Raw genomic sequence first — 22,831 nt, 5'->3', positions numbered from 1 at the left:
ACACCATGGCCAAGACGAGCGCCCGGTTCGGCCAAAAGAACTTTTTGGAGGAGCTGGCCAAGCTGGCCACCTCCCTGCGCCAGCAGATAGAGGCCGAGTGCTCCGGCTTCGCGCCGGACCCCAAGGCGTCGAAAGAACGCAAAGAGCAGGCGCAAAACGACTTCGCGTTCTTCCGCCGCACCTACTTCCCGCACTACACCAAGTACGGCGATAGCGTTCTGCACACCTGGCTGGACGAGAACCTGCCCCGCCTGGTGGACCTGCCCGCAGGCCAGCGCCTGGGCGTGGCCGCCCCGCGCGGCGAGGCCAAGTCCACGGTGGTGGGCCTGCAATTCGTCATCTGGTGCGCCGTAACCGGGCGCAAGCGGTACATGCTGGAGATCGCCGACGCCTTCGAGCAGGCCGCCGCCCAGTTGGAGGCCGTCAAGGCCGAGCTGGAGGCAAACCCGCGCCTGGCGCTGGACTTCCCCGACCACACCGGCCAGGGGCGCGTGTGGAACGCGGGCGTCATCATCACCAAGGGCCAGGTGAAGATACAGGCCTTTGGCGCGAACAAGCGCATGCGCGGCCTGCGCCACGGCCCGCACCGCCCGGACCTGGTTATTTGCGACGACCTGGAGAACGACGAGAACGTGAAGAGCCCGGAACAGCGCGACAAGCTGGAGAAGTGGCTGCGCCGCACCGTGCTTTCCCTGGGCGAAGCCGGCGACACTATGGACGTGTTCGTCATCGGCACCATTCTGCACCACGACTCCGTGCTTTCGCGCCTGCTGAAGGCCCCCCTGTGGCGGCACAAGAGCTTCCGGGCCATCCTCAACTGGCCGGACCGCATGGACCTGTGGGACGCCTGGGAGGAAACGCTTTTGAACAGCGGCGAGGAAGCCGCCCTGGCGTATTACGGCGAGCACCTGGCGGACATGGAACTCGGCGCCACCGTTTCCTGGCCATCCGCCCGGCCGCTGTACAGCCTTATGACCAAGCGCGCCCGCGACGGACACGACGCCTTTGACAGCGAGCAGCAGAACGCCCCCGGCAGCGGCGACGATGCCCCGTTCAAGGTCATCACCTTTTGGGTGGACGTGCGGCACGATTGGACGTTCTTCGGCGCGGTGGACCCGAGCCTCGGCAAGCTGGGCAAGAGCCGCGACCCCTCGGCCATTCTGGTGGGCGGCTGGTGCCGCGACACCATGACCCTGGACGTGGTGGAGGCCAGCATACGCAAGCGCCTGCCCGACCGCATCATAGAGGACGTGCTGGCCATGCACGCGCAATACCGCTGCATGCTGTGGGCCGTGGAGGCCGTGCAGTTTCAGGAGTTCCTGCGCACGGAGCTGATACGCCGCGCCATGGTGCGGGGCATGGTCATACCCGCCCAGGCCGTCACGCCCATTGCGGACAAGGCCCTGCGCATCGAAAGCTTGCAGCCCTATTTCGCGCAAGGCCGCATCCGCCTGCACCCCTCGCAGAACACGCTCATTGAGCAGTTCCGCAACTTCCCCCTGGCCGACCATGACGACGGCCCGGACGCAACGCACATGCTGTGGGAGATAGCCGTGGGCGGCTTTGTGACCATGGCCTTCGACCCCGTGCCCAAGCACGGCGGCATCAACACGCGCAACCTTTGGAGCGGCTCCGAGGAGATGGATGATGAAGATGACGACGATTATTGATCGGCTGAAGGCGAGCTGGGGCGGACTGCGCAACGGTCCGGCCGAAACGATGCAGAGCGAGGCCCTGGCCTTGCTGCGCAGCGAGTACCTGGCCAGCCTGGTGGGCGGCCTGACGCCGCGCAAGCTCAACCAGATTCTGGCCAACGCGGATGCCGGGGATATTGTGGACCAGTGCCGCCTCTTTGCGGAGATTGAGGACCGGGACGAGCATGTCCACGCCGAGCTTTCCAAGCGCCGCCGGGCGCTTTTGGGCCTGCAATGGAACATCGTTCCCGGCAAGGGCAAGGGCACGCCCAAGAACCCGGACAAGCGCGCCGCCGCCGTGGCCGAGGCCGTGCGCGAGCAATTCGACTCCATCCCCGACTTTGAGGACATGGTCCTCGACCTGGCCGACGCCATCGGCTACGGCTTCGCGGCCCTGGAAATTGAGTGGGGCTTTGACGGCCGCGTCCATGTGCCCGTGTGCCTGCACCATCGGCCGCAGACATGGTTCCAGCTTTGGCCGACGCCCTTCGGCGGCGACGGCAACACCTTGCGCCTGCGCGACGGCAGCATGGAAGGCCTGCCGCTTTTGCCCCTGGGCTGGGTGCTGCACCGCCACCGCAGCAAGTCCGGCTTGCTGCCGCGCTCCGGCCTGTTCCGCGTGCTGGTGTGGACCTACCTGCTCAAGGGCTATGCGCGCGGCGACTTCGCCGAGTTCTTGGAGATCCACGGGCTGCCCTTGCGCGTGGGCACGTACCCGGCCACGGCCACCAAGGATGACAAGGCCGCCCTGAAGCGCGCCATCCAAGCCATCGGCCACGACGCGGCGGGCATCATCCCCCAGGGCATGGTCATTGATTTCAAGGAGGCGGCCAAGGGCAGCGAAAAGCCCTTTGAGGCCATGCTGAACCACTGCGAACGCGGGCAGAGCAAGGCCATTTTGGGCGGCACGCTCACCAGCCAGGCGGACGGCAAGAGCAGCACCAACGCCCTGGGCAAAATCCACGACGACGTGCGCCGCGACATCATGGCCAGCGACGCCCGGCAGATCGCCAGCACCATAACCCAGCAGCTGCTCATGCCGCTTGCCGTGCTGAACGTGGGCGTTTCTGACCCGGCGCTGTTGCCCTATTTCATGTTCGACACCTCCGACCCGGCGGACCTGACCGAATTGGCCGAGGCCCTGCCCAAGCTTTCCGAGTGCATGCGCATCCCCGAGGCCTGGGCGCACGAAAAGGCGGGCATTCCCCTGCCCGAGGGTGACGAACCCATACTGCGCCCGAACCTGGGCCAGGCGCAAAACGCGGGCGCAAAGCCTCCGTTAACGCCGCCCGCCGCCACTGCCGCGTTAACGGCCGGTGAAGAAGGCGCGGCGCGCTTCCCCGACCAGGACGCCCTGGACGCGGCCAACGTGCCGGAAGCCACGCTGCAACGCATTATGGAGCAACTGACGGGCAGCCTGGTGGCGGAGCTGAAGGACGGCAAGACGCCGGACGAGCTGCTGGCCGCGCTGGCCAGCCACTACCCGCGCATGGAGACCCGCGACATGGAGGAGCTGCTGGCCCGCGCCATGTTCGTGTCCGAGGTGTGGGGCCGCGTGTCGGCTGCGGCCGAGGCCGGGGGGGAATAGATGAAGCTGGAGCTTGAGGACCTCACCAAAGAAGAGTTGATCAGGCTGTTCCGAAGGCACGTGTTTCGTGGACCGACACAATGGGACATGCTTTGGGAACGTTGGGAGACCATTGTGGCCAAGGCACGGTGCTTGGGGGAGGAGGGCCAGAAAGCCCGCCAGGCGCGAGATTGGAAACGGGCCGAGAAGCTGTGGGCAGAAGAACAACGCGCGTGGAAGAGGGCCGAAGCCGTGCTTGCGGAGGCGGAGAAAATATGCCTGAAGCTCTAAGCCTTTCCTTTGCCATGGGCCTGCCGCCCAAGGACGCAATCAGCTACCTGGAATCCAAGGGCGCGCAGATCACCTTTGACTGGAAAGAGGTGTGGCAGGGGGCGCAGGCCAAGGCGTTCACCGTCACCAGCGTGGCCCGCCTGGACGTGCTGGAGGACATTCGGGGCGCGGTGAAACGAGCCCTGGCCGAGGGCCGAACGCAGAAGATGTTTGCCAAAGACCTGGAGCCCGTGCTGCGGGCCAAGGGCTGGTGGGGCAAGCGCACGGAAGTGGGCGCGGACGGCAAGGAACGCCAGGTGCAAATGGGCAGCCCGGCCAGGCTGAAGCTCATCTATCGCCAGAACATGCAGACCGCGTACATGGCCGGGCGCTACAAGCAAATGCTGGAGAACGCGGACAACCGCCCCTGGTGGCGCTACGTGGCCGTGCTGGACCAGCGCACGCGCCCGGCGCACCGGCTCTTGAACGGCCGCACCTTCCGCCATGACGACGCCTTTTGGGGCTCGCACTACCCGCCCAACGGCTGGGGCTGCCGCTGCCGCGTGCAGGCCCTTTCAGACATGGGGCTGGAGCGCGAGGGCGTGACGCCGGAGACGGGCGAGGGCCGCATGGTGCAGCGCAATGTTGACCTGGTGGACCGCCGCACGGGCGAGGCCACCACGCGCCAGGTCACGGGCTACAAAATCGGCCCGGCCCTGGACGCGCCCACGGTTTGGACCGACCCCGGCTTTAGCTACAACCCCGGCGCGGCGGCCTATGGCCTGGACATGGAAGCCGCCCGGCGGCTTTCCCTGGTGCAGGACACCAGCCTGCGCGCCCAGGCTGTGCAGGCCTTGAACGGCAACCCGGCCCGGCAAACGGCCTGGGAGAACTTCGCGCGCGGCGTGCTGGACACCAGGCGCGGCGGCACGGCCCAAGCCCAGGTGGTGCATTTCATGCGGGGCGAGGTGGCCCAGGCCGTTGCCGAGGCAGGCGGCGAGCCCGTGCAGGTGGTGACGGCCAGCGCCAAGCGCATGCTGCACGCGGACAGCCCGAAGCACGCCCGCATGGGCACGGCCCCGGCGCAAGAGGACCTGCTGCGCCTGCCGCAGCTTATGGACGAGGCCACGTCCATTTTGTGGGACGCCGACAACGCCAACCTGGTCTACGTGTGCCCGGCCAAGGAATCCGGCAAGGTGCTCAAAATCGTGGTGGACGTGCCCATGCGTCCCAAGGACGCCAAGGGCCTGGCCAAGCTGGGGCGCTTCGACGCCGTGGTGAATGTGATGGAGGTGTTGCCTTCGGACATGCCGCTTGGCGGGCAAGCGCAGTACAAAAGGCTATGGGCAAAAAAATAACCCTGTGGGGGCGGACTTGCACCGCATACCGCGAGGAGGTTTCCCTCCCCCCGCCCGATTACTACCAGCTTCGGGTACGCCCACAGGGTCTAGCGAGTACATACGAATGATCGACATCGAAGTCAACATAGATAGCCTGAACAAGGGCCTCACGCGCCTGGCGGAGCTGGGGCGCAACATGACGCCGCTGACGCGCGACCTGGCGGAGATTATGAAGGGCGGCGTTGACCGGGCCTTCAAGGACGAAGTGGACCCGGCCACGGGCGAGAAGTGGCACCCGCTTTCCCCCGTCACCTTGGCCCGCCGCGCCAAGGCCGGGCACACCGGCTCCATTCTCCAGGTCACTGGCCAGCTGGCCGCCAGCATCCAAACCGAGCACGGCCCGCACCACGCCCTTGTGGGCACGAACAAGGTGTATGCCCGCACGCACCAGGAGGGCGCGGCTAAGGGCTCCTTTGGCACCGCCAAGCGTGGGGCGCGTTCCGGCAGCCGCAGCAACACGCGCAACTACACGGCGCGCGGCGGGGCAACTGTGGGCGGCTGGCTCTCCGGCCGCGCCCAGGGCGGCACCATGCCCTTGCCCTGGGGCGATATTCCGGCCCGCCCCTTCCTGGGCGTTGGCGCGCCGGAGAGGGCGGAAATTGAGGAGAGCGTGCGTAGGGCCGTGCGACGGGCGCTTGCTGGGGCCTAGGGCGGTTTGGAGCGTTGCGGAAGTTCTAACGGGGTGCTAACGCCATTTCAGGGCCACTAAGAAGGAGACGCCATGGATAAAAGCACCGAGGAGATACTGACTCGCTTTCTGCATGCGAGTGATAAGCGGGAATTGGATTACTTCCACCGGGGGAAACTTGTCGCCAGCAGCAGCGGTGATGGACGCGCCCAGGTGGATGTTTCCAAATCCTCTTTGATGGACCGGGCGTTTCCATCAACCAGGGAGTGTTCCTCCCCACAGGAACTCTTCGCCGCGTTGCGTTGGGGTATGTCTGAACTCTGTGATGCAGATGATGTGGACGATACGCTGGAAACCTTTGTCGGCTACCTAAACCAGCCACGCCAGGACTAGCCCCCGCCTACTGAACCCTTTCCTCCTGTCTCGCACCCCCTTGCCACCGTAAAACCGGTGGCATGAAGCGCAAGCACTCCGACCCCACACAGAACGTCGCCTCCCTGACCATGCCCCTTTCGGGGGGCGTGGCCTTGGCTGTTGGCGTTTCGGCAGAGGACATGCCGCCGGGCATGAACGCCCAGCTCTTCCCTGACGGCAGCTTTGCCGCGCGTGACGGCCGCCCGGCCAGCACTACCGAGGGCGCGCTCACCGCCTGGCGCATGGACGCGGACATTGCCGCCGCCGTGACCGCCAAGGTGGAGGCGCGCGCGTCCCAGCTGCCCGTGGACTATGAGCACCAGCTGCTGCTGGCCAAGCAAAACGGCCAGCCCGCGCCCTCCTCCGGGTGGATAACCGCCGTCAGCTACGTGCCCGGCCGGGGCCTCTTCGCCGCCGTGAGCTGGACCGCCCGCGCCCGCGAGCACATCTCGTCCGACGAATACCGCTACATTTCCCCCGTCTTCCGCTTCGACATAGCCACCGGCGCGGTGCTCGAAATCTTGAGCGTCGCGCTCACCAACAACCCGGCCCTGGACGGCATGGACGCCGTGGCCCTGGCCGCGCTGTTTCCTTCAACCACTACCGCAACCGCAACGGAGGACCACATGGACGAACTTTTGGAACGTCTGCGCTGGATGCTCAACCTGCCCATTACCGCCGGGCCGGAAGAGATCAAGGCAGAGCTGGACAAGCTCAAGACCATGCTCACGGAAGGCGACGCCGCAGCCGCAAGCGTGGACCTGCTGGCCCTGCTCAAAGGCAAGGACGAGAACATTGCCAGCCTGACCAGCCAGGTGGCGACCCCGGACCCGGCCAAGTTCGTGCCGGTGGCCGCCCTGGCCAGCCTGCAAAGCGCCAACGCGACGCTGAAAGCCCAGGTGGCGCAGCTGGCCGTTGGCGCGCAGGAGTCCAAGGTGGACGCGCTTGTGCAGGCCGCCCTGGCCGACGGCCGCCTGACCGCCAGCCTGGAGCCTTGGGCGCGCAGCCTGGGGGCCAAGGACGAGGCCGCGCTGACCGCCTTCCTCGACTCGGCCGCGCCCGTGGCCGCGCTCACCACCATGCAGACCGCGGGCCTGCCCGGCGGCCAGCCCCCGGCGGGCGGCTCCAGCACGGCCGCGCTTTCGACCGAGGAAGCATACGCCGCCGACATGTGCGGCATGACGCCTGAAGAGTTCAAGAAAGCCAAGGAGGCCAACTAATATGGCAATCGTCACCCCCGCGCTCATCGCGGCGCTGTTCACCGCCTACAAGGCCGAATACCAGCGCGTGTTCGGCGAGACCCCGTCCAGCTGGGCCGACGTGGCCACGCTGGTTCCGTCCAGCAGCAAGAGCAACACCTACGGCTGGCTGGGCAAGTTCCCCAGGCTCATTGAATGGGTCGGCCCTCGCGTCGTGAAGGCCATGGCCGCCCACGGCTATTCCATCACCAACAAGAAGTTTGAAAGCACTGTGGAAGTGGAGCGCACCGACATCGAGGACGATGAGGTGGGCGTGTACAAGCCGCTGTTCGGCGAAATGGGTATGGCCGCCAAGACGCACCCGGACGAGCTGGTGTTCGCCCTCTTGAAGGCTGGGCTCTCCACGCTCTGCTTTGACGGCCAGTTCTTCTTCGACACCGACCACCCGGTCTTCCCCAACGTCGACGGCACCGGCGTGGCCGAAACCGTGTCCAACTACCAGGACGGCACCAGTGCGCCGTGGTTCCTGCTGGACTGTTCCCGTGTGCTCAAGCCCTTCATCTTTCAGGAACGCACCAAGCCCGAGCTGACCAGCATGACCGACGCCAAGGACGAGCAGGTGTTCAACACGGACACCTACCGTTTCGGCGTGCGCTACCGCTGCAACGTGGGCTTCGGCTTCTGGCAGCTGGCGTACATGAGCAAGGCCGAGCTGACCGCCGCCAACTTCAACGCCGCCTATGCCGCCATGTGCAGCTTCAAGGGCGACGGCGGCCGCCCGCTGGGCGTCAAGCCGACGCTGCTGGTGGGCGCGCCCAGCCTGCGTGAAAAGATTCTGGAGATCACCAAGAGCACCCGCCTGGCCAACGGCCAGGACAACATCAACCAGGGCGTGGTTGACCCCCTGGTGACGCCTTGGCTGGCGTAGGGAGGTCCGTGCATGGCCCGCATCATCCGCATCAATGCCCAGCCCAACGCCATCGGCGGCCGCTTCTGCCGTGCTGGCCTGTGCTTCGGCACCGTGCCCACGAACCTGACCGAGGACGAGCTGACCCCCGAGCAGCTGGCGGCGCTTCAGGCCGAGCCCATGCTCGTGGTGGAAATCACCGAGGAGGTGATGCCCACGGCGCCCCAGGCCAAGGCCGAAGCCAATGCCAAGGAAGGGACCAAGGAAGAGGCCAAGGCCCCGGCCAAGTCCACCGCTAAGGAGGGCGGCAAGTAATGGCTTACGCCACCGTTCCTGACCTCATCGCGGCGTACGGCATGCAGGAGGTAATAGCCCTGACCGACCGCGAGGAGCGCACGGATGCCGACAACCTCGGCACGGTGGACAGCACCGTCGCGCTGGGGGCTCTGGAAAGGGCCTCCAGCGAGGCGGACACCTATCTTGCGGCCCGCTACCCCCTGCCGCTGGCAAGCGTGCCCCAGGCCCTTGCGGCCGTGGTGTGCGACATCGCCCGCTACCGGCTCTCCGGCGGCGAGACCACGGAGACCACGCCCATCGCCGACCGCTACAAGGCGGCCGTCACCTGGCTGAAGGACGTTGCCGCTGGCCGGGCCGTGCTGCCCGGCGTGGCCACCGTTTCCGCCGGAGGCGAGGGCGGCGTGGAGTTCAACACCGGCCGTCGGGCCTTCGCGCGCACTCCTGAAGGGGCCGCGTAATGCTGGCCATCATCGAAGACGCCATCCTGGCGCGCATCGCCGGGGCCAAGCTGCCCTACCTGCGCACTCTGGCCACCTATGGCGGCGAGCTGGACGAGGAGCTGGGCGAGGCCGTGCGGCGCTTTCCCGCCGTGTGGACGGCCTTCAAGTCCGAGGGCGAGGGCGTGCCGCTGAACACCGTCAAGAGCGTGTACCGCATCCCGGCCACGTGGGTGGTGTTTGTGGCCGCGCGCAACCTGCGCAACGAGGCCGCCACCAGGCGCGGCGACAAGGTGCAGGTGGGCACCTACCAGATGCTGAAGGACGTGCGGGCGCTTTTGGTCGGGCAGGACTTCGGTTTGGAGATCGACAACCTTCGGCCCGGCAGAACGCAAAGCCTCACCAATGCCCGCTTTAAGGGCCTGGGCGTGAGCGTCTACGCCCAGGAGTTGCACACGAAATACGACTACCGCGTGACCGAGCGCGGCACGGGCGCGCCCCTGGACGCAACCGGCCAGCCCGCGACACTGCCGCCGATGTCCAGCATCGGCCTGCGTTACTACCTGCTGCCCGACGACGGCAACGCCGACGCCGTGGACCTCATCACCCTGCAACAGGGCCGGGCCGAGGGCTCGGAATAAAGGAGACCCCATGCTTGTGACTGCCGCACCCGGCTTGCTTGTGCCCAAGGAAGGCAAGCCCCGCCAGTACATCACCGAGGCTGCCGCCGTGGAAGTACCCGAAACCGCCTACTACCTGCGCCGCCTGGACGAGGGCGACCTGGTGAAGGCTCCGGCGACTCCGGCCGCCAAGTCCAAAACCACGGCGGCAACCACGGCCCCCGTCCAGGCCCCGGAATAAGGAGGAACCCATGGCCAGCAAGAACATCAGTTTTGACAGCATCCCCGGCAGCATCCGCAAGCCGGGCAAGTACATTGAGTTCAACACCAAGCTTGCGGTGCGCACCCTGCCCACAAATGCGCAAGAGGTGCTCATCCTTGGCCAGCGCCTGGCTGGCGGCAGCGTGGGGGCGCTCACGCCCACGCGGGTGTTCAGCGACGCCGAGGCCGCGACCTACTTTGGCCAGGGCAGCATGCTGCACCGCATGGTCCGCGCGGCCATCAACGCCAACGCCTACGTCTCGCTGACCTGCCTGGCCGTGGATGACGCGGCGGCGGGCGTTGTCGCCACCGGAGGATTGGCGCTCACCGGCCCGGCCAGCGGCACGGGCGTGGCCACCCTCACCGTGGGCAAGGATGCCGTGCAGGTGGCCGTGGAATCCGGCGACACCGCCGCCGAGATCGCGGCCGAAATCGTGGCCCAGGCCGCGCAGCAGCCGGACCTGCCCGTGGCGCTGGCCGCCAACGCCGGGGCGCTCACCATCACCGCCAAGCACAAGGGCAGCCTGGGCAACAGCATCAAGCTGGCCTTCGCCAGCACGGCGCCCGGCTTAGCCGGAGCCGTCACCGCCATGACCGGCGGCCAGACGGACCCGTCCGTCACCGCCGCCTTGGCCGCCGTGGCGGGTGCCGGGCACAACATCATCATCACCCCGTACTCGGACGTGGACAACCTGGTGGCCCTGCGCACGCACCTGGAGTTCACGGGCGGCCCGCTGGAACAGCGCGGGGCCGTGGCCGTTTACGCCCTTGCCGGAACCCTGGCCAGCGCCACCACCCTTGCGGGCAGCGTGAACCACGGCCGCATTAGCGGGGCGCTTTTGCGCGGCGCGCGCCGCCTGCCCTGGGAGATCGCCGCCGCTTACGGCGCGGTCGTCGCGTCGGAAGAAGACCCGGCCCGGCCGCTGAACACCCTGGCGCTGACCGGCATCGACGTGCCGGACGTGGCCGACCGGCTCACACGCACCGAGCAGGAGGTGTTGCTGCACAACGGCGTGACCCCGCTTGAGGTGGGGCCGGACGGCACCAGCGTGCAGATTGTGCGCGCCATCACCACCTACACCGTTAACGCGGAAGGCGTGGATGACGTGGCCCTGCTGGACCTCACCACCATCCTCACCATGGACTACGTGCGCAAGGCCGTGCGCGAGCGCGTCGTGTTGCGCTTCCCCCGCTCCAAACTTTCCAGCCGCACCCCGCCCGCCGTGCGCGGCGAGATTCTGGACGTGCTCTTCAAGCTGGAGGAGCTGGAGATTGTGGAGGAGGTGGAGGCCAACAAAGACGGCGTCATTTGCGAGCGCGACCTTCAGGACGTGAACCGCCTGGACGCCAAGATTCCCACGGACGTGGTGAACGGCCTGCACGTGTTCGCGGGCCGCATCGACCTTCTGCTGTAGAGCCTTTGCGGCTCTAACGCCCAACACCAAACGCTAACGGAGGCCATCCATGGCGCTGAAGGAATACCTGGGAGCCATCATCCTGGAAGTTGACGGCAAGGAATACGAGATCGAGTCCTGCAAGCCGGACCACAACAGCGGGCGGACCATGGTTAAAACCATGAACCGCACCGGCAGGCCGAGCGGCTTTGCCGAGGGCGTGCATGAGTGGACGCTGCAAATCACCGCGCCCATTCCCGTCAATGACCCCTTGGATTGGGACACGATCAAGGGCGCGAAGCTGACCATCTTCCCGGTGACGCAGAACGGCAAGCGCGTCACCTATCAGGACTGCGTGAGCCTGAAGGACTCGGAAGAATACGGAACCCAAGGCGAAGCCAAGATCAGCGTGACCCTGGCCGCCGCGAACAAAATCAAGGAGTAGCAAATGCTGACGCAGAAAGGGACCCTGCTTTACGGGGTGGAAAAGGACGGGGTTTGGCACAAGGAATTCGAACTGCGCCTGCCCACCCTGGAGGACCAGGAGGACGCGCTCGAAGCGGCCGGAGAAGGAGCCTGCAACGCCCGCGTGCGGCGTCATCTGTGGGCGCGCACCCTGCTGAAGCTGGGCGGCATCGACGCCAAGGAGATCACGCCCGAGCTGCTGGCCACGCTGCCCGCCGATGAATACGGCCAGCTCGCCGCGACCGAGGCGGCGCTGCTGGGAAAGCTGACGGCCGCGAGCGCACCTGCCGCGAGCTAAGGCTCGTCGAACTGGCGCTGACGCGGCACGGATTCAGCCTGACGGACATAAGGGCGCTGACCACCCCGGAGGCCAAGACGTACATAGACCTGCTGGCCGAGGTCGCCACCGGAAAGGCCGGGGGCACCGTGTATGTGAACCAACGACTCAAGAAAAGGAATAGGCGCAAGTAGCACATGCCGGACATGGACATGCAAGTCACCCTCAAGCTGCGCGACCAGTTGAGCGCCGAAAGCACCCAGGCCCTGGACAAGGTGGTCAAGGGCGCGCGGGCCACGGGCGTGGCGGTGACGGAATCCGGCAAGGCCACGCGCGAGGCTGGCCGCGCGGCGGTGGAGGCTGGCAAAGCCACGGTTCAGGCGGCCAACGCCGCCACCGAGGCCCATAAGCAGACCTCCGCCGCCGTCAGCCAGGAGGCCGCCGCGACCACCCGTGCCAGCCAGGCCACGCGGCAGTATGCCGAAGATTGCCGCGTGGCCACGGCCAGAGGCAAGGAAATGGCGGAGGCCTGGACCGCCCTGGGCCACAAGGAGCGCAACGTCCTGGGCCTGGTGGGCAGGCTCAAGCAAGTGGACCAGTACGCGCGCCAGGCCGAGAAGGGCTTGTCCGCCGCAGCCAGCGCGGGCGGCCGCTTGGGCCAGGCCGTGGCCCAGGGTGGCGCGGCCCTGGCCGCAGGTGGGTACGTGGCGGGCCGGGCCTTGGCCAAGCCCGTGGATTTTGAGCACCGCCTGGCGCAAATGTCGAACACCGCCTACGCGGAAGAGGGCCTGGAGGGCCGCCGCGCGGGCATGGGCAAGCTGCGCGGGGCCGTGGACCTGGCCGTGCGCGAAGGCGGCGGCACGCGCGACGAAGCGGCCGAGGCCTTGGACAAGATGCTGGCCAGCGGCGCTATCAAGTCCGGCGACGCCATGCGCATACTGCCCACCCTGCAACGCTTCGCCACGGCCAGCGGCGCGGGCTCCGGCGACCTGGCGGACATCGCCATACGCGGCATTCAGCAAGGATTTTTCAAGCCCGAGCAGATCGGCCAGGCCTTGGACAAGGCCCTGGTGGCCGGTCAGATGGGCGGCTTTGAGCTGAAGGACATGGCCCGCTGGCTGCCGCAGATGATGGCCAACGCGGCGGGCATGAAGAGCATGGGCGGGTACGAGCGCATCCTGGCCAGCGCCCAGGCCAGCGCCGTCACGGCGGGCACCAAGGACCAAGCGGGCAACAACCTGGTCAACCTGCTGCAAAAGCTGAACAGCCAGGATACCGCCCAGGACTTCAAGAAGCTGGGCATCGACCTTTCGGGCACCCTGGCCAAGGCGCGCGAGAAGGGCACGCTGCCCCTGGACGCCTTTGTGCAGCTCATCGACCAAAAGGTGGTGGGCAAGGACAAGAAATTCCAGGCGCTCAAGACACGCGCGGCCGGTGCCCAGGGCAGCGAGAAGGCCGAGACCCTGGACGCCATGGCCGACATTCTCCAGGCCTCGGCCATCGGCAAGGTGGTGCAGGACCGCCAGGCCATGCTGGCCCTGGTGGCCGAAATGACCCAGCGCAGCTACATCCAAGACGTGCTGGGCGGCATGGGCAAGGCGGGCGGCGCGGGTAAAACCAGCTTTGACCTGGTGGCGGGCACCACATTTTATAAGTCCCAGCAGGTCACCAACGAAAAGGACATGGCCGCGTCCAACACGCTAGACGCCATCGGCGGTCCGCTGGGCAACGTGGCCACCAAAGCCGCCGACCTGGCCCGCGAGTTCCCTCTGGTCACGACGGCAGCCTTTGCCACCGCCACGGCCTTGTCCGCTGTGGCGGCTTCCGCCGGGGTGCTCGCCGCCGGGCGCTTGCTCTTTGGCGGTGGGGCCGCCGCCGCAGGCGCTGGCGCGGCCGGTGCCGCAGGGGCTGCTGGCGCGTCGACCTCGGCTCTGGGCCGGGCGTGGGGTGGGCTGAAAGGCGGCTGGACCGGTGCGGCGGGCGGCGTGGCGCGGCGCTGGGGCGGTATCCTTGGCCTGGGCTTCAGTGCCATGGACGCCTTCGGCACCGAGACAGACAGTACCCTCACCCGCGCGCAAAAAAACGCCGCCCACGCGGGCACAGCCGGAGGCGCGGCTGGCGCTTGGGCTGGTGCCGCTTTTGGCGCAAAGGCCGGTGCGGCGGTTGGCGGTGGCATCGGAGCGTTGTTTGGCGGCGTGGGGGCTGCGCCAGGTGCGGCCATCGGTGGCGTTATCGGCGGTATAGGCGGTGGCATCGGCGGGTACATGGGAGGCCAGAGCCTGGGCAAAAAGGCTGGCGAGCTGCTGTTCGGCGGCGGCGAAACCGTGGTCCGTCACGAAATCAAGCTGGTGGCCGACGGCCGCGAGCTGGCCACGGTGGTGAACGAGTACAACAGCCGCCAGGCGCAACGGCATTAGGGGGCGCACATGGCCTGGGAAGATCGTCTGCTGAACGCCAGCTTCCGGGGCGCACCCTTTGAGGTGCTGCGCACCAGAGATCGCGGCGAGCACGCCGTGGCGGAACATGAATACCCGTACCGCGACGGCGGCGAGGTGGAGGACATGGGCCGCAAGGCCCGGCGCATCAGCATCACCGCCGCAGTATGGGGCAAAGATTATGAAACCGTCCTGGAGCGGCTCCTCAAGGCTCTGGACGAGCGTGGCCCCGCCGAGCTGGTCCACCCGGTGTTCGGCTCCACCAAGGCCCAGGCCTTGCCCTGGGACATCACCCACGATGCGGAACGCCGGAATTATGCAGAGCTGGCGCTGGAGTTCGTGGTGGCCGGGACGGACAACCCGTTCTTTTCCCGCGCCTGGCCAAGCGCCGCCGCCAAAACCGAGACCGCCCGCACCGGGGCCGCCGAGGTGTTGAGCAAGGCCGCCGCCGCGTGCAAGAATCCCACGGCCATGGGCAAGGCTGGCTTGGCCACCCTGGCCAACCTCAAGAGCCAGGCCACGGGCGTGCTCACCAGCGGCGCGGAGATCGTCGGCGCGCCCGCCACCTGGGCGAACGACATCGCCAGCCTGGTCACGGGCATTGTGGACCTGCGCTCGTTTTCCTCCGGCTCGCTGCTGCCGGACTTTTCGGCCGTGTGCGCCGCCTTGTCCTCGGCCATCCTGCTGCCTTCGGGCAGTTCGTCCAGCGGCTCCAGCTACTACTCCGGCTCCGGTTCCGGCACAGGCGCCACCACCACGCCCGTTACGGCGGGCACGGAGCTTGACCAAGTGGCCGCCCACGTGCAGCTGGAGGCGGCCCTGGGCGTGGCCGAGGCCGCGCAGATCGTGCTGGAGTCCGAGGCCGTGACGCCCACGTTGACGCCGGACGAAATTGAGACCGTGACGGCGACCACGCGCGAGGGCTTGCAGCAAAGCATAGACACCTACCGGGACCTGTACCCGCTTGAGCAGGCGCGCGCCGTCACCGAGCCCACAAAGGACGTGGCCGCCGCCGTACAGGAGGCCGCCGCCGCCGTGCTTGAGGCCCGCCCGCCGCTCACCACCGTTACCGTGGCCGCGCGCACCTGCCCGCGCTTGCTCGCCCACCGGCTGTACGGCGACCACGCGCGCGCGGCCGAGCTGGTGCGGTTAAACCGCATGAGCGACCCGAACTTTCTAACGCCTGGCCAGGAGCTGAAGGTCTATGCAAGCTAACGCCAGCACCGCCGAAACCCTGGCCCTGCGCATTGGCCAGCATGAACACCGGGATTGGGAGCGCGTTGAAGTGGACTCGGACCTGCTGACCCCGGCCGACGGCTGGCGCGTGAGCCTGGGCCTGCCCGAGTTGAAGGGCGGCCTGGGCGTGCCCGCGTACGTGCGGCCCTGGGAGCCCGTGACGCTGACCCTGGGCGGCCAGGTCATCATGCGCGGCCGCATCGACACCGTGGAGTCCGACGTGGACAAGGCCAGCCACACGCTGGCGCTCACTGGCCGCGACCTGGGCGCGGTACTGGTGGATTGCTCCGCCCCCATCTTTGCCGCGCGGCAGTGCAGCCTGGCCGAGATCGTGGCCAAGATGGTGCGGCCCCTGGGCATTACGTCCATCAAGGTGCAGGCGGGCGCGGCCACGCACGACAAAATTTCCGTAGACCCCGGCATGACCGCCTGGGACGCGCTCCAGCGCGTGTGCGAGCAGAACGGCTGCTGGCCGTACTTCGCGCCGGACGGCACGCTCATCATCGGCGGGCCGGACTACACCGACGCCACCAATCCGGCCGTGGGCCAGCTGGTGTTGCGGTGGAACGGCAAGGGCAACAACGTGCTGCGCCTGGTTGAAAAGAAGGGAATACAGGAGCGGCATAGCGAGGTGACGGTGCTTGGCCAGGCCCACGGCTCGGAGCACTCGGCGGGCGCGCACAACATCCGCGCCACGGCCAAGGACAACGCGGCCTACTTCAAGCGGCCCAAGATCGTGGTGGAGGCGGATTGCGACAACACCGGCCATGCCCAGCGCCGGGCGCGCAAGATCGTGGCGGACGGCAAGCTGGCCGCCTACGAGATACAGGCCAGCGTGCGCGGGTATCGCGTCCTTGGCGCGGCGGGCGCTCCCTTGTGGACGCCTGGCCAGCGCGTGCGCGTGCTCTCCGAGCCCCACGGCATCGACGGCGTGTTCTATCTTATGCGGCGCGTGTTCCTGTGCGGGCTCGGCACGGGCCAAACCACGGAGCTGACCCTCAAGCCGGACGGCCTGTGGCAGCCGGACGTGGGCCACCACAAGCGGCACAAGTACAAGGCCAAGGCCGGTGCCGGGGAGATCGTCGACTTATGATTCGTGACGTGATGCGCTACGTGGACCGCAGGCTGGCGGGCATTCGCCTTGCCTACCGCGCCACCTTGTCCGTCCTTTCCAAAGGCGCGGCCGTGCAGCTGGTCCAGGCCGAAGCCTTGGCAGGCGAGACCATACAAGCGGCGGAGCTGGTGCAGCAGTTCGGCTTTACCAGCGGCCCACCGGCCGGGACGCAGCTCATCATTCTGCCCCTGGGCGGCAGCACCGCGCACAGCGTCATCATCGCCACGGAGAACGGGAGCTACCGCGTGGACGTGGCCAGCGGCGAGGCCTGCCTTTACAACATGTGGGGAGACAAGGTGCATCTCAAGAAAGAGCGCATCGAAGTGGAGACCAAGACATACCACGTCAAGGCCAGCGAGCAGGTCATCTTCGAGACGCCCGCGCTCTCCATGGTGGGCACGGGCGGCGGCGATGCGGCAGCCACCTTCACCGGCAGCCTGCACACCACGGGGGCTATCTCTTCCGACGCGGACCACGTGGCGGGCGGCGTGAGCCTGGAGCACCACACCCACCCTGGGGATAGCGGCGGGGTGACGGGGGAGCCGCAATAGCGACCGGGCGTTTCTTCTTTGCTGTATGCTGAGGGATACCTGTTTCAATAATTCCAGCAGCACGCTTTATCTGTATCAAAAGAGTAGAAAACGCATTCACTATGCTAACAGCAGCTTCAACTTGCTGCTGAGTTGGAGAATGATTCCTGTGGACTGCACTATGGCCAAGCTCTACTGATTGTTCAAGCATGTTACGTTGATCTGGCGTGACATGATTGTTTTGCTCTAAATATGCTAGGCAAGGTCCAAATTTGTCAAAGTTAGAGCCTGTTGCTTTGTTTACTATTTGCATTACCAATGTGCGAATGCCCATTGCCGCAATTCTGAAAAGCTTGAATGTTATCGCAGTATTGATTTCATTAATTAGGTCTGTGATTTCTTGGGTATTGTTATTGAAGTCAAACCAATGAAACGGATGCCGGATATGCTCGATTACAGTATTCGGGTAGCAGTGGTCAGTATGACTCTCATCAGCTCCATCAGGAGAATACTCTACACATCTCGTCATGTAAAAATTTGTTGTACATCCTCCACATCTTAACGCGTGGTAAATTTCTTTACCGTCATAGTTCGGATTTGAAACGTCAACCTCGTGGGAATAACAAATCGTACATGATTTATAATCTTTGCACGTAGGGCACCAAGCCCAAAAGCTTTCCTCGCTCATTGCCCCTCCCCAGTATAATACCGAAACAGATATTACATTTTAACGGACCGGACAAGTCCTCCCCCTACTGAACCCCTTCCTCCTGTTTTCTCCCCGCGCCGCCACTAGTGTGGCGGCATGGCGGACGCATTCCTCGACCCCACAACCGGCGGCTACACGCTGACCGACGGCAGCCTGACCCAGGACCCCGCGCGCGGTTTGGCCAACGCGGTATTTCTGCGCCTTATGACGCCGCTGGGCAGCTATTGGGCGGACGCCACGCTTGGCTCGCGCCTGCACGAGCTGGAGCGCGAAAAGGACCTGGAACGCGTGGCCGTCCTGGCCAAGCAATACAGCGAGCAGGCCTTGCAGCCGCTGTTGGATGACGGCCGCGCCCAGGCCATCGCCGTGGAGACGGAGCGCCAGCACGACGGCTGGCTGCGCCTGGCCGTGCGCGTCACCGACGCGGGCGGACGCGAACACCTGTTTAATCACCATGTGAGGGTCATGTAATGAGCTTCATCACCCCGGAATACGCGGACATCAAGGCCGCCATCCTGCGCGATATGCAGAGCCAGCTGCCCGACGCGGCCGTGGCCACGGACTCGGACTTCGGCATGCGCGCCGGAGCCGTGGCCGCCACGGTGGAGGGCCTGTACCAGCACCAGGCGTACATCGCCCGGCAGATTTTCCCCGACACGGCGGACTCGGAATACCTCGAAAAACACGCCGCCCTGCATGGCCTGACCCGCAAGCGCGCCACCGCAGCCCAGGGCACGGCCACCTTTGCGGGCACGGCGGGCGCGGCCATCGCCGTTGGCACGGAGGTGAAGACCGTGGCCGGGCTGGCCTTCGTCACCACGGAAGCCGGGCTGATTAGCCCCATAGTAGGCGGCGCGGGGGGCACCGCCGTTGTGGCCGTGCAGGCCAGCGCCACGGGCAAGGATTCCAACCTGGCCAGCGGCACCGCGCTCACCTGCACCAGCGCGCCTTCGGGCGTGCAGGGCGTGGCCGGCCTGGCCACCGCCACCACGGGCGGCACGGATGTTGAGACCGACGCCGAGCTTTTGGCCCGGCTGCTCGACGTGCTGCAAAACCCGCCCGCCGGAGGTAACAAGACCGATTGGCGACGCTGGGCGCTTGCCGTGGACGGCGTGACGGCCGCCTATGTGTTCCCGGTCCGGCGCGGCCTGGGCACGGTGGACGTGTGCATCACCTCGGCCGACGGCCTGCCCTCGGCCGCGATTCTGGCCGTCTGCACCGCGTATCTGGACAGCGTGCGGCCCGTCTGCGCGGCGGACTTTCTGGTGTTGGCCCCCAGCCTGGTGGCGGTCGCCGTGTCCGTCAAAGTGCGCTTGTCCGGCCTCACCCTGGCCCAGGCGCAAACGGCTATTGAGACCGCCCTGGGCGTGTACTTCGCCACCCTGGAGCCGGGCGACACGGCCTATCTTTCGCGCATCGAGACGGCGATCAGCGGCGTGGACGGCGTGGTCGACCGCCAGGTGACAAGCCCGGCGGCCAACGTGGCGGCCGGAGTCATCGAATGGCCGCGCCTGGGCGTTGTCACAGTGGAGCTGCTCGCATGAACGGACATGCCGAACTGCTGACGCTGCTGCTGCCCAAGCCCTACGAGAACACGGGGGAGGTGTTGTCGGCCAGCCTGGCGGCCGAGGGCGCGGCGTTGGACGCGGCGCATGCCTCTGCCCAGGTGGTGGCCGAGGGCATAAGCCCAGCCGGGGCGGGCGCCCTGTGGCTGGCGGATTGGGAGCGTGTGCTGGGCCTGCCCGACACCTGCGCGGGCGGCTATGGCCAGACCCAGGCCGAACGCATAGCCGCCGCCCTTTCCAAGGTGCGCCAGCGCGGCGGACAAAGCCGGGCCTACTTCATCGGCATCGCCGCCGCCCTGGGCTACAAAATCACCATTGAAGAGCACACGGTCTACACCTGCGATTCCGGCTGCGATCAGCCCATTTGCGACGAGCCTTGGCGCTTCGTTTGGACCGTGCGCGCGCCGGAAACCACGGTCCGCGAATTCAGCTGCGACTCTGGCTGCGACGATCCTTTGTCCAGTTGGGGCAACGCACTGCTTGAATGTGTCATCAGCCGACTCAAGCCAGCCCACACCTACGTTCAATTCGCCTACGGAGGATAGCCATGCAACGCGTCAAAACCGCCACCGCCATCGCGGACAAGCCCCCTTACACCGAGACCGGCACGCCCGGATATTTCCGCTCTGGAGATCCCGTCGCGGCCACGTCGCCCACCGTGCCCGGCCAGGATTGGTTCAACATGGTGCAAGAGGAGCTGCTCAACGTCATCAAGGCGAGCGGGCTCACCCCCAGCGCCACGGATGACACCCAGCTTAAAAAGGCTGTTCTGGCGCTCATAGCCGCCAACGCCGTGACCGTGAGCCCCGCCAGCGAGACCGTGGCGGGCATCCTCAAGCTGGCCACGGCCGCCCAGGCCCTTGCGGGCGCAGACACCGCCACGGCCATGACCCCGGCGGACGTGGCGGCGGCAGCGTTGAGCGGCACGGGCCGCGTTGCCCTGGCCGCAGGCACGGCGGACGCCCTCACTGCCACGGTGCCCACCCCCCAGACGGCCCTGGTGAACGGGATGAGCGTGCTTGTGCGCGCGGCCGCAGCCAACACAACCACTACGCCGACGCTCAACCTCACACTCGGGGCCACGGCCACCGGGGCCAAGGGCATCGTCGGTCCGGCGGGCGCGGCCCTGGCCGTTGGGGCCATCGCCGGGGCCGGGCACTGGCTGGCGCTCACCTATGACGCCACGCTGGACAAATGGATGCTGGGCAATCCCACCGTTACCGCATCGGCCTCCATCATCGGGGCTGCGCGCAATCTCACCATGAGCGCCACCGGACTCTCCGCGCTGGTCTCCATGACGGCGGACGAGCTCGTCCTCAAAAGTGCCGGGGTGGCAAAGCTCTGCTCCGGTTTGGCTCTCTCTGCTTCAACGGCGGCGGCTGGTGCTGGCGGACTCGACACCGGGGCAATAGCCGCCAGCACATGGTATGCGGTCTTCATCATCGCCAAGGAAGACGGGACCACGGCCCTCTTGCTTTCCCTCTCCGCCACGGCCCCCACAATGCCGCTCGGCTACACCTACAAGGCGCGCATCGGCTGGATTCGCACCGATGGCACGGCCAACAAGTACCCGCTTGGCTTCGTGCAGGTCGGCAAGTTGGTGCATTATCGCGTGGCAGCCGGGTCAAACCTGGCGGCCATGCGGCAGATGATTTCTGGGGCCCAGGGCGAAGTCACGACGCCGACATGGATCGCCGTGCCCGTCAATAATTTTGTTCCCGCCACGGCGATCAAGATTGCAGTGGCGCTCATCAACGGCGGCAACGGGTACGCGGTCGCAGCGCAAAACAACTCGTACGGCCCCATGTCCTCAACAACCAATCCTCCCCCGGTGACGGTCAACGCGACGACAACCAACGTGGTGAACAAAGATTTTATCTTGGAGAGCACGAACCTGTATTACGCGGCCAACCTGGCGGGCGGCGGCCTGTTCTGCGTTGGCTGGGAGGACTGCTAAATGGGTTACGCAGTACGTAAAGACGGCTTGGGCTGGCGCATTGTGGCTGCCTCCACGGATTGCGCGGGGCACGAAACGTACAGCGATGAGCAGCCCGCCCCTTACGAAGCGACGGCCGAGGGCAAGGCCGCATTAATCCGCGCCACGCGCGACGCCAAGCTGACCGCGTGCGATTGGACACAGCTTGCGGACGCGCCGCTCTCGGCCGAGGTCAAAGCGGCCTGGTCCACCTACCGCCAGGCCCTGCGCGACATCACCGCCCAGGCGGGCTTTCCGCAGGACGTGACCTGGCCAAGCGAACCGGGGGCGTAAAGAAACGGTCTTTCAGTGCAACGGCGGGGCCTTTGCAGGCCCCGCCGTCGTTTGAATGGGAGAGGCAGGGGAGCAGACGACTCCCCCACTGGCCGGATGCTCTAACATCCGACCACGGCCGAAGCCGCTCTCCGGCCCCCGTGCACGGGTTGCCGGAGTGGTAGCAGGCGGAGGCCCAACACGTAAAGGCTCAGGAACATGCGGGAGATCAGATGCGGCCAGTGTAATCGGCTTTTGGCCAAGGGCGAGGCGTTGGACCTCGCCATCAAGTGCCCCAGATGCGGGGCGATCAACCATGTGAGGGCCGCGAGCCCCAACAGCGAGGGCTCGCAAGCCCTAGGCAAGGGACTCTCACATGACCACAACGATCATTGACAACGGAATAAGTTTATACAGAGGCGACGCGCTGACCGTGCTTCGGGATCTTCCGGACGCCAGCGTCGACGCCGTGGCCACCGACCCGCCATATTCCAGCGGCGGGACTTCCAATGCGGCCCGCAAGGCCGATCCGGAACAGAAGTACCTAGCGAGCGGCATTAAGCGCAGATTCCCGGCCATGCTCGGCGACAACAAAGACCAGCGATCATTCCTGATCTGGGCCACGCTCTGGCTTTCGGAGTGCTGGCGCATCGCCAAGGACGGTTCGCCGCTGCTCATGTTCAGCGACTGGCGGCAACTGCCGGTCATGAGCGACGCAATCCAGGCCGCAGGGTGGACCTGGCGTGGGGTGGTGGTGTGGGCCAAAACCTCGGCCCGGCCCATGCGCGGCCAGTTTCGAGCCCAGGCGGAATATGTAGTCTTCGCCAGCAAAGGGCGCTTCGCGCGCGCCACGGACCGCTGCCTGCCGGGCGTGTTCCGGCATTCTGCGGAAATGGCGAACAGGGTTCACCTGACGGCAAAGCCCGTGCCTCTCATGTGCGAGCTGCTGGAAGTGACCAAGTCCGGCGGCGTGGTGCTCGACCCCTTCATGGGGGGCGCATCGACCGGACTGGCCTGCAAGGAGACCGGGCGCGGCTTCATCGGCATCGAGCTGTCACCCGAGTACTATAAAATAGCGTCCGCCCGCCTCGCCGGTTAATCGGGCGGCGCATGCCCCGCTGAAGGCCACCGAGCCTCTGCCAGAGCCGCAAGACGGCCACCCTG

27 protein-coding genes are annotated in these 22,831 nt (G+C 66.5%); 26 read left to right on the top strand and 1 reads right to left on the bottom strand.

Annotation, left to right across the window (positions count from 1 at the left end; genetic code table 11):
- Positions 1-5: 5 nt before the first annotated feature.
- The 19 genes from terL to ACYQ4W_RS15075 all read left to right on the top strand — a co-directional run bounded on the left by terL (position 6) and on the right by ACYQ4W_RS15075 (position 17,166).
- Positions 6-1,670: a phage terminase large subunit gene (gene terL / locus ACYQ4W_RS15165; RefSeq protein WP_459858307.1), complete on the top strand. Its 1,665-nt coding sequence runs from the start codon at positions 6-8 to the stop codon at positions 1,668-1,670.
- A complete protein-coding gene (locus ACYQ4W_RS15160) occupies positions 1,654-3,282 on the top strand; it encodes a DUF935 domain-containing protein (protein WP_459858305.1) in 1,629 nt (542 codons plus the stop codon). The genes terL and ACYQ4W_RS15160 overlap by 17 nt, the downstream gene beginning before the upstream one ends.
- The gene (locus ACYQ4W_RS15155; protein ID WP_459858303.1) at positions 3,283-3,552 is read left to right on the top strand and encodes a hypothetical protein; all 270 of its coding nucleotides are present in this window, start codon (positions 3,283-3,285) and stop codon (positions 3,550-3,552) included. It abuts the gene before it with no gap.
- The gene (locus ACYQ4W_RS15150; protein WP_459858301.1) at positions 3,537-4,889 is read left to right on the top strand and encodes a phage head morphogenesis protein; all 1,353 of its coding nucleotides are present in this window, start codon (positions 3,537-3,539) and stop codon (positions 4,887-4,889) included. The genes ACYQ4W_RS15155 and ACYQ4W_RS15150 overlap by 16 nt, the downstream gene beginning before the upstream one ends.
- Before the next feature lie 106 nt (positions 4,890-4,995).
- Positions 4,996-5,580, top strand: a complete 585-nt coding sequence (locus ACYQ4W_RS15145; RefSeq protein WP_459858299.1) for a phage virion morphogenesis protein — start codon at positions 4,996-4,998, stop codon at positions 5,578-5,580.
- A 72-nt stretch (positions 5,581-5,652) separates the two neighbouring features.
- Positions 5,653-5,952 carry a hypothetical protein gene (locus tag ACYQ4W_RS15140; RefSeq protein ID WP_459858297.1) on the top strand — a complete coding sequence of 100 codons (300 nt, stop codon included), beginning with the start codon at positions 5,653-5,655 and terminating at the stop codon, positions 5,950-5,952.
- A gap of 62 nt (positions 5,953-6,014) precedes the next feature.
- Positions 6,015-7,193, top strand: a complete 1,179-nt coding sequence (locus tag ACYQ4W_RS15135; RefSeq protein WP_459858295.1) for a phage protease — start codon at positions 6,015-6,017, stop codon at positions 7,191-7,193.
- Position 7,194: 1 nt separating this feature from the next.
- Entirely contained in the window at positions 7,195-8,100 is a 906-nt protein-coding gene (locus ACYQ4W_RS15130) for a Mu-like prophage major head subunit gpT family protein (RefSeq protein ID WP_459851433.1), read from the top strand.
- Positions 8,101-8,112: 12 nt separating this feature from the next.
- A complete protein-coding gene (locus tag ACYQ4W_RS15125; RefSeq protein WP_459858293.1) occupies positions 8,113-8,394 on the top strand; it encodes an HI1506-related protein in 282 nt (93 codons plus the stop codon).
- The gene (locus tag ACYQ4W_RS15120) at positions 8,394-8,834 is read left to right on the top strand and encodes a gp436 family protein (RefSeq protein ID WP_459851436.1); all 441 of its coding nucleotides are present in this window, start codon (positions 8,394-8,396) and stop codon (positions 8,832-8,834) included. The genes ACYQ4W_RS15125 and ACYQ4W_RS15120 overlap by 1 nt, the downstream gene beginning before the upstream one ends.
- On the top strand, positions 8,834-9,454 hold the full coding sequence (locus ACYQ4W_RS15115; RefSeq protein ID WP_459858291.1) for a DUF1834 family protein: 621 nt from the start codon (positions 8,834-8,836) through the stop codon (positions 9,452-9,454). Before ACYQ4W_RS15120 ends, ACYQ4W_RS15115 begins: the two co-directional genes overlap by 1 nt.
- 10 nt (positions 9,455-9,464) lie before the next feature.
- A complete protein-coding gene (locus ACYQ4W_RS15110; protein ID WP_459851440.1) occupies positions 9,465-9,674 on the top strand; it encodes a DUF2635 domain-containing protein in 210 nt (69 codons plus the stop codon).
- A 10-nt stretch (positions 9,675-9,684) separates the two neighbouring features.
- Positions 9,685-11,109, top strand: a complete 1,425-nt coding sequence (locus ACYQ4W_RS15105; RefSeq protein WP_459858289.1) for a phage tail sheath subtilisin-like domain-containing protein — start codon at positions 9,685-9,687, stop codon at positions 11,107-11,109.
- 49 nt (positions 11,110-11,158) lie between these two features.
- Entirely contained in the window at positions 11,159-11,533 is a 375-nt protein-coding gene (locus ACYQ4W_RS15100; protein WP_459858287.1) for a phage tail protein, read from the top strand.
- Positions 11,534-11,536: 3 nt separating this feature from the next.
- Positions 11,537-11,851: a hypothetical protein gene (locus ACYQ4W_RS15095; protein WP_459858285.1), complete on the top strand. Its 315-nt coding sequence runs from the start codon at positions 11,537-11,539 to the stop codon at positions 11,849-11,851.
- A 185-nt stretch (positions 11,852-12,036) separates the two neighbouring features.
- Entirely contained in the window at positions 12,037-14,247 is a 2,211-nt protein-coding gene (locus tag ACYQ4W_RS15090; protein WP_459858284.1) for a phage tail tape measure protein, read from the top strand.
- 9 nt (positions 14,248-14,256) lie between these two features.
- A complete protein-coding gene (locus ACYQ4W_RS15085) occupies positions 14,257-15,480 on the top strand; it encodes a DNA circularization protein (protein ID WP_459858282.1) in 1,224 nt (407 codons plus the stop codon).
- On the top strand, positions 15,470-16,594 hold the full coding sequence (locus tag ACYQ4W_RS15080; protein ID WP_459858280.1) for a phage baseplate assembly protein: 1,125 nt from the start codon (positions 15,470-15,472) through the stop codon (positions 16,592-16,594). The genes ACYQ4W_RS15085 and ACYQ4W_RS15080 overlap by 11 nt, the downstream gene beginning before the upstream one ends.
- Positions 16,591-17,166 (top strand): phage baseplate assembly protein V, encoded by a 576-nt coding sequence (locus ACYQ4W_RS15075; RefSeq protein WP_459858278.1) that lies wholly within the window; start codon positions 16,591-16,593, stop codon positions 17,164-17,166. The genes ACYQ4W_RS15080 and ACYQ4W_RS15075 overlap by 4 nt, the downstream gene beginning before the upstream one ends.
- Here the strand turns inward: ACYQ4W_RS15075 and ACYQ4W_RS15070 are convergent.
- Positions 17,069-17,674 (bottom strand): DUF4145 domain-containing protein, encoded by a 606-nt coding sequence (locus tag ACYQ4W_RS15070; RefSeq protein ID WP_459858573.1) that lies wholly within the window; start codon positions 17,672-17,674, stop codon positions 17,069-17,071. The two genes, ACYQ4W_RS15075 and ACYQ4W_RS15070, sit on opposite strands and share 98 nt — an antisense overlap.
- Positions 17,675-17,950: 276 nt before the next feature.
- On the opposite strand from ACYQ4W_RS15070, the gene ACYQ4W_RS15065 reads away from it, so the two are divergent.
- The 7 genes from ACYQ4W_RS15065 (at position 17,951) to ACYQ4W_RS15035 (ending at position 22,766) form a co-directional block, all read left to right on the top strand.
- Positions 17,951-18,325 carry a phage GP46 family protein gene (locus tag ACYQ4W_RS15065; protein ID WP_459858276.1) on the top strand — a complete coding sequence of 125 codons (375 nt, stop codon included), beginning with the start codon at positions 17,951-17,953 and terminating at the stop codon, positions 18,323-18,325.
- The gene (locus tag ACYQ4W_RS15060; protein ID WP_459858274.1) at positions 18,325-19,398 is read left to right on the top strand and encodes a baseplate J/gp47 family protein; all 1,074 of its coding nucleotides are present in this window, start codon (positions 18,325-18,327) and stop codon (positions 19,396-19,398) included. Before ACYQ4W_RS15065 ends, ACYQ4W_RS15060 begins: the two co-directional genes overlap by 1 nt.
- The gene (locus ACYQ4W_RS15055; protein ID WP_459858272.1) at positions 19,395-19,964 is read left to right on the top strand and encodes a YmfQ family protein; all 570 of its coding nucleotides are present in this window, start codon (positions 19,395-19,397) and stop codon (positions 19,962-19,964) included. The genes ACYQ4W_RS15060 and ACYQ4W_RS15055 overlap by 4 nt, the downstream gene beginning before the upstream one ends.
- 2 nt (positions 19,965-19,966) lie before the next feature.
- A complete protein-coding gene (locus ACYQ4W_RS15050; RefSeq protein ID WP_459858270.1) occupies positions 19,967-21,376 on the top strand; it encodes a hypothetical protein in 1,410 nt (469 codons plus the stop codon).
- On the top strand, positions 21,377-21,688 hold the full coding sequence (locus ACYQ4W_RS15045) for a tail fiber assembly protein (protein ID WP_459858267.1): 312 nt from the start codon (positions 21,377-21,379) through the stop codon (positions 21,686-21,688).
- 198 nt (positions 21,689-21,886) lie between these two features.
- The gene (locus tag ACYQ4W_RS15040) at positions 21,887-22,063 is read left to right on the top strand and encodes a Com family DNA-binding transcriptional regulator (protein WP_459858264.1); all 177 of its coding nucleotides are present in this window, start codon (positions 21,887-21,889) and stop codon (positions 22,061-22,063) included.
- On the top strand, positions 22,044-22,766 hold the full coding sequence (locus tag ACYQ4W_RS15035; RefSeq protein WP_459858262.1) for a DNA-methyltransferase: 723 nt from the start codon (positions 22,044-22,046) through the stop codon (positions 22,764-22,766). The genes ACYQ4W_RS15040 and ACYQ4W_RS15035 overlap by 20 nt, the downstream gene beginning before the upstream one ends.
- The last annotated feature ends 65 nt before the right edge of the window (positions 22,767-22,831 follow it).

The sequence above is a fragment of the Humidesulfovibrio idahonensis genome (assembly GCF_054657715.1).
This window is presented reverse-complemented; position numbering and strand designations above follow the sequence as displayed.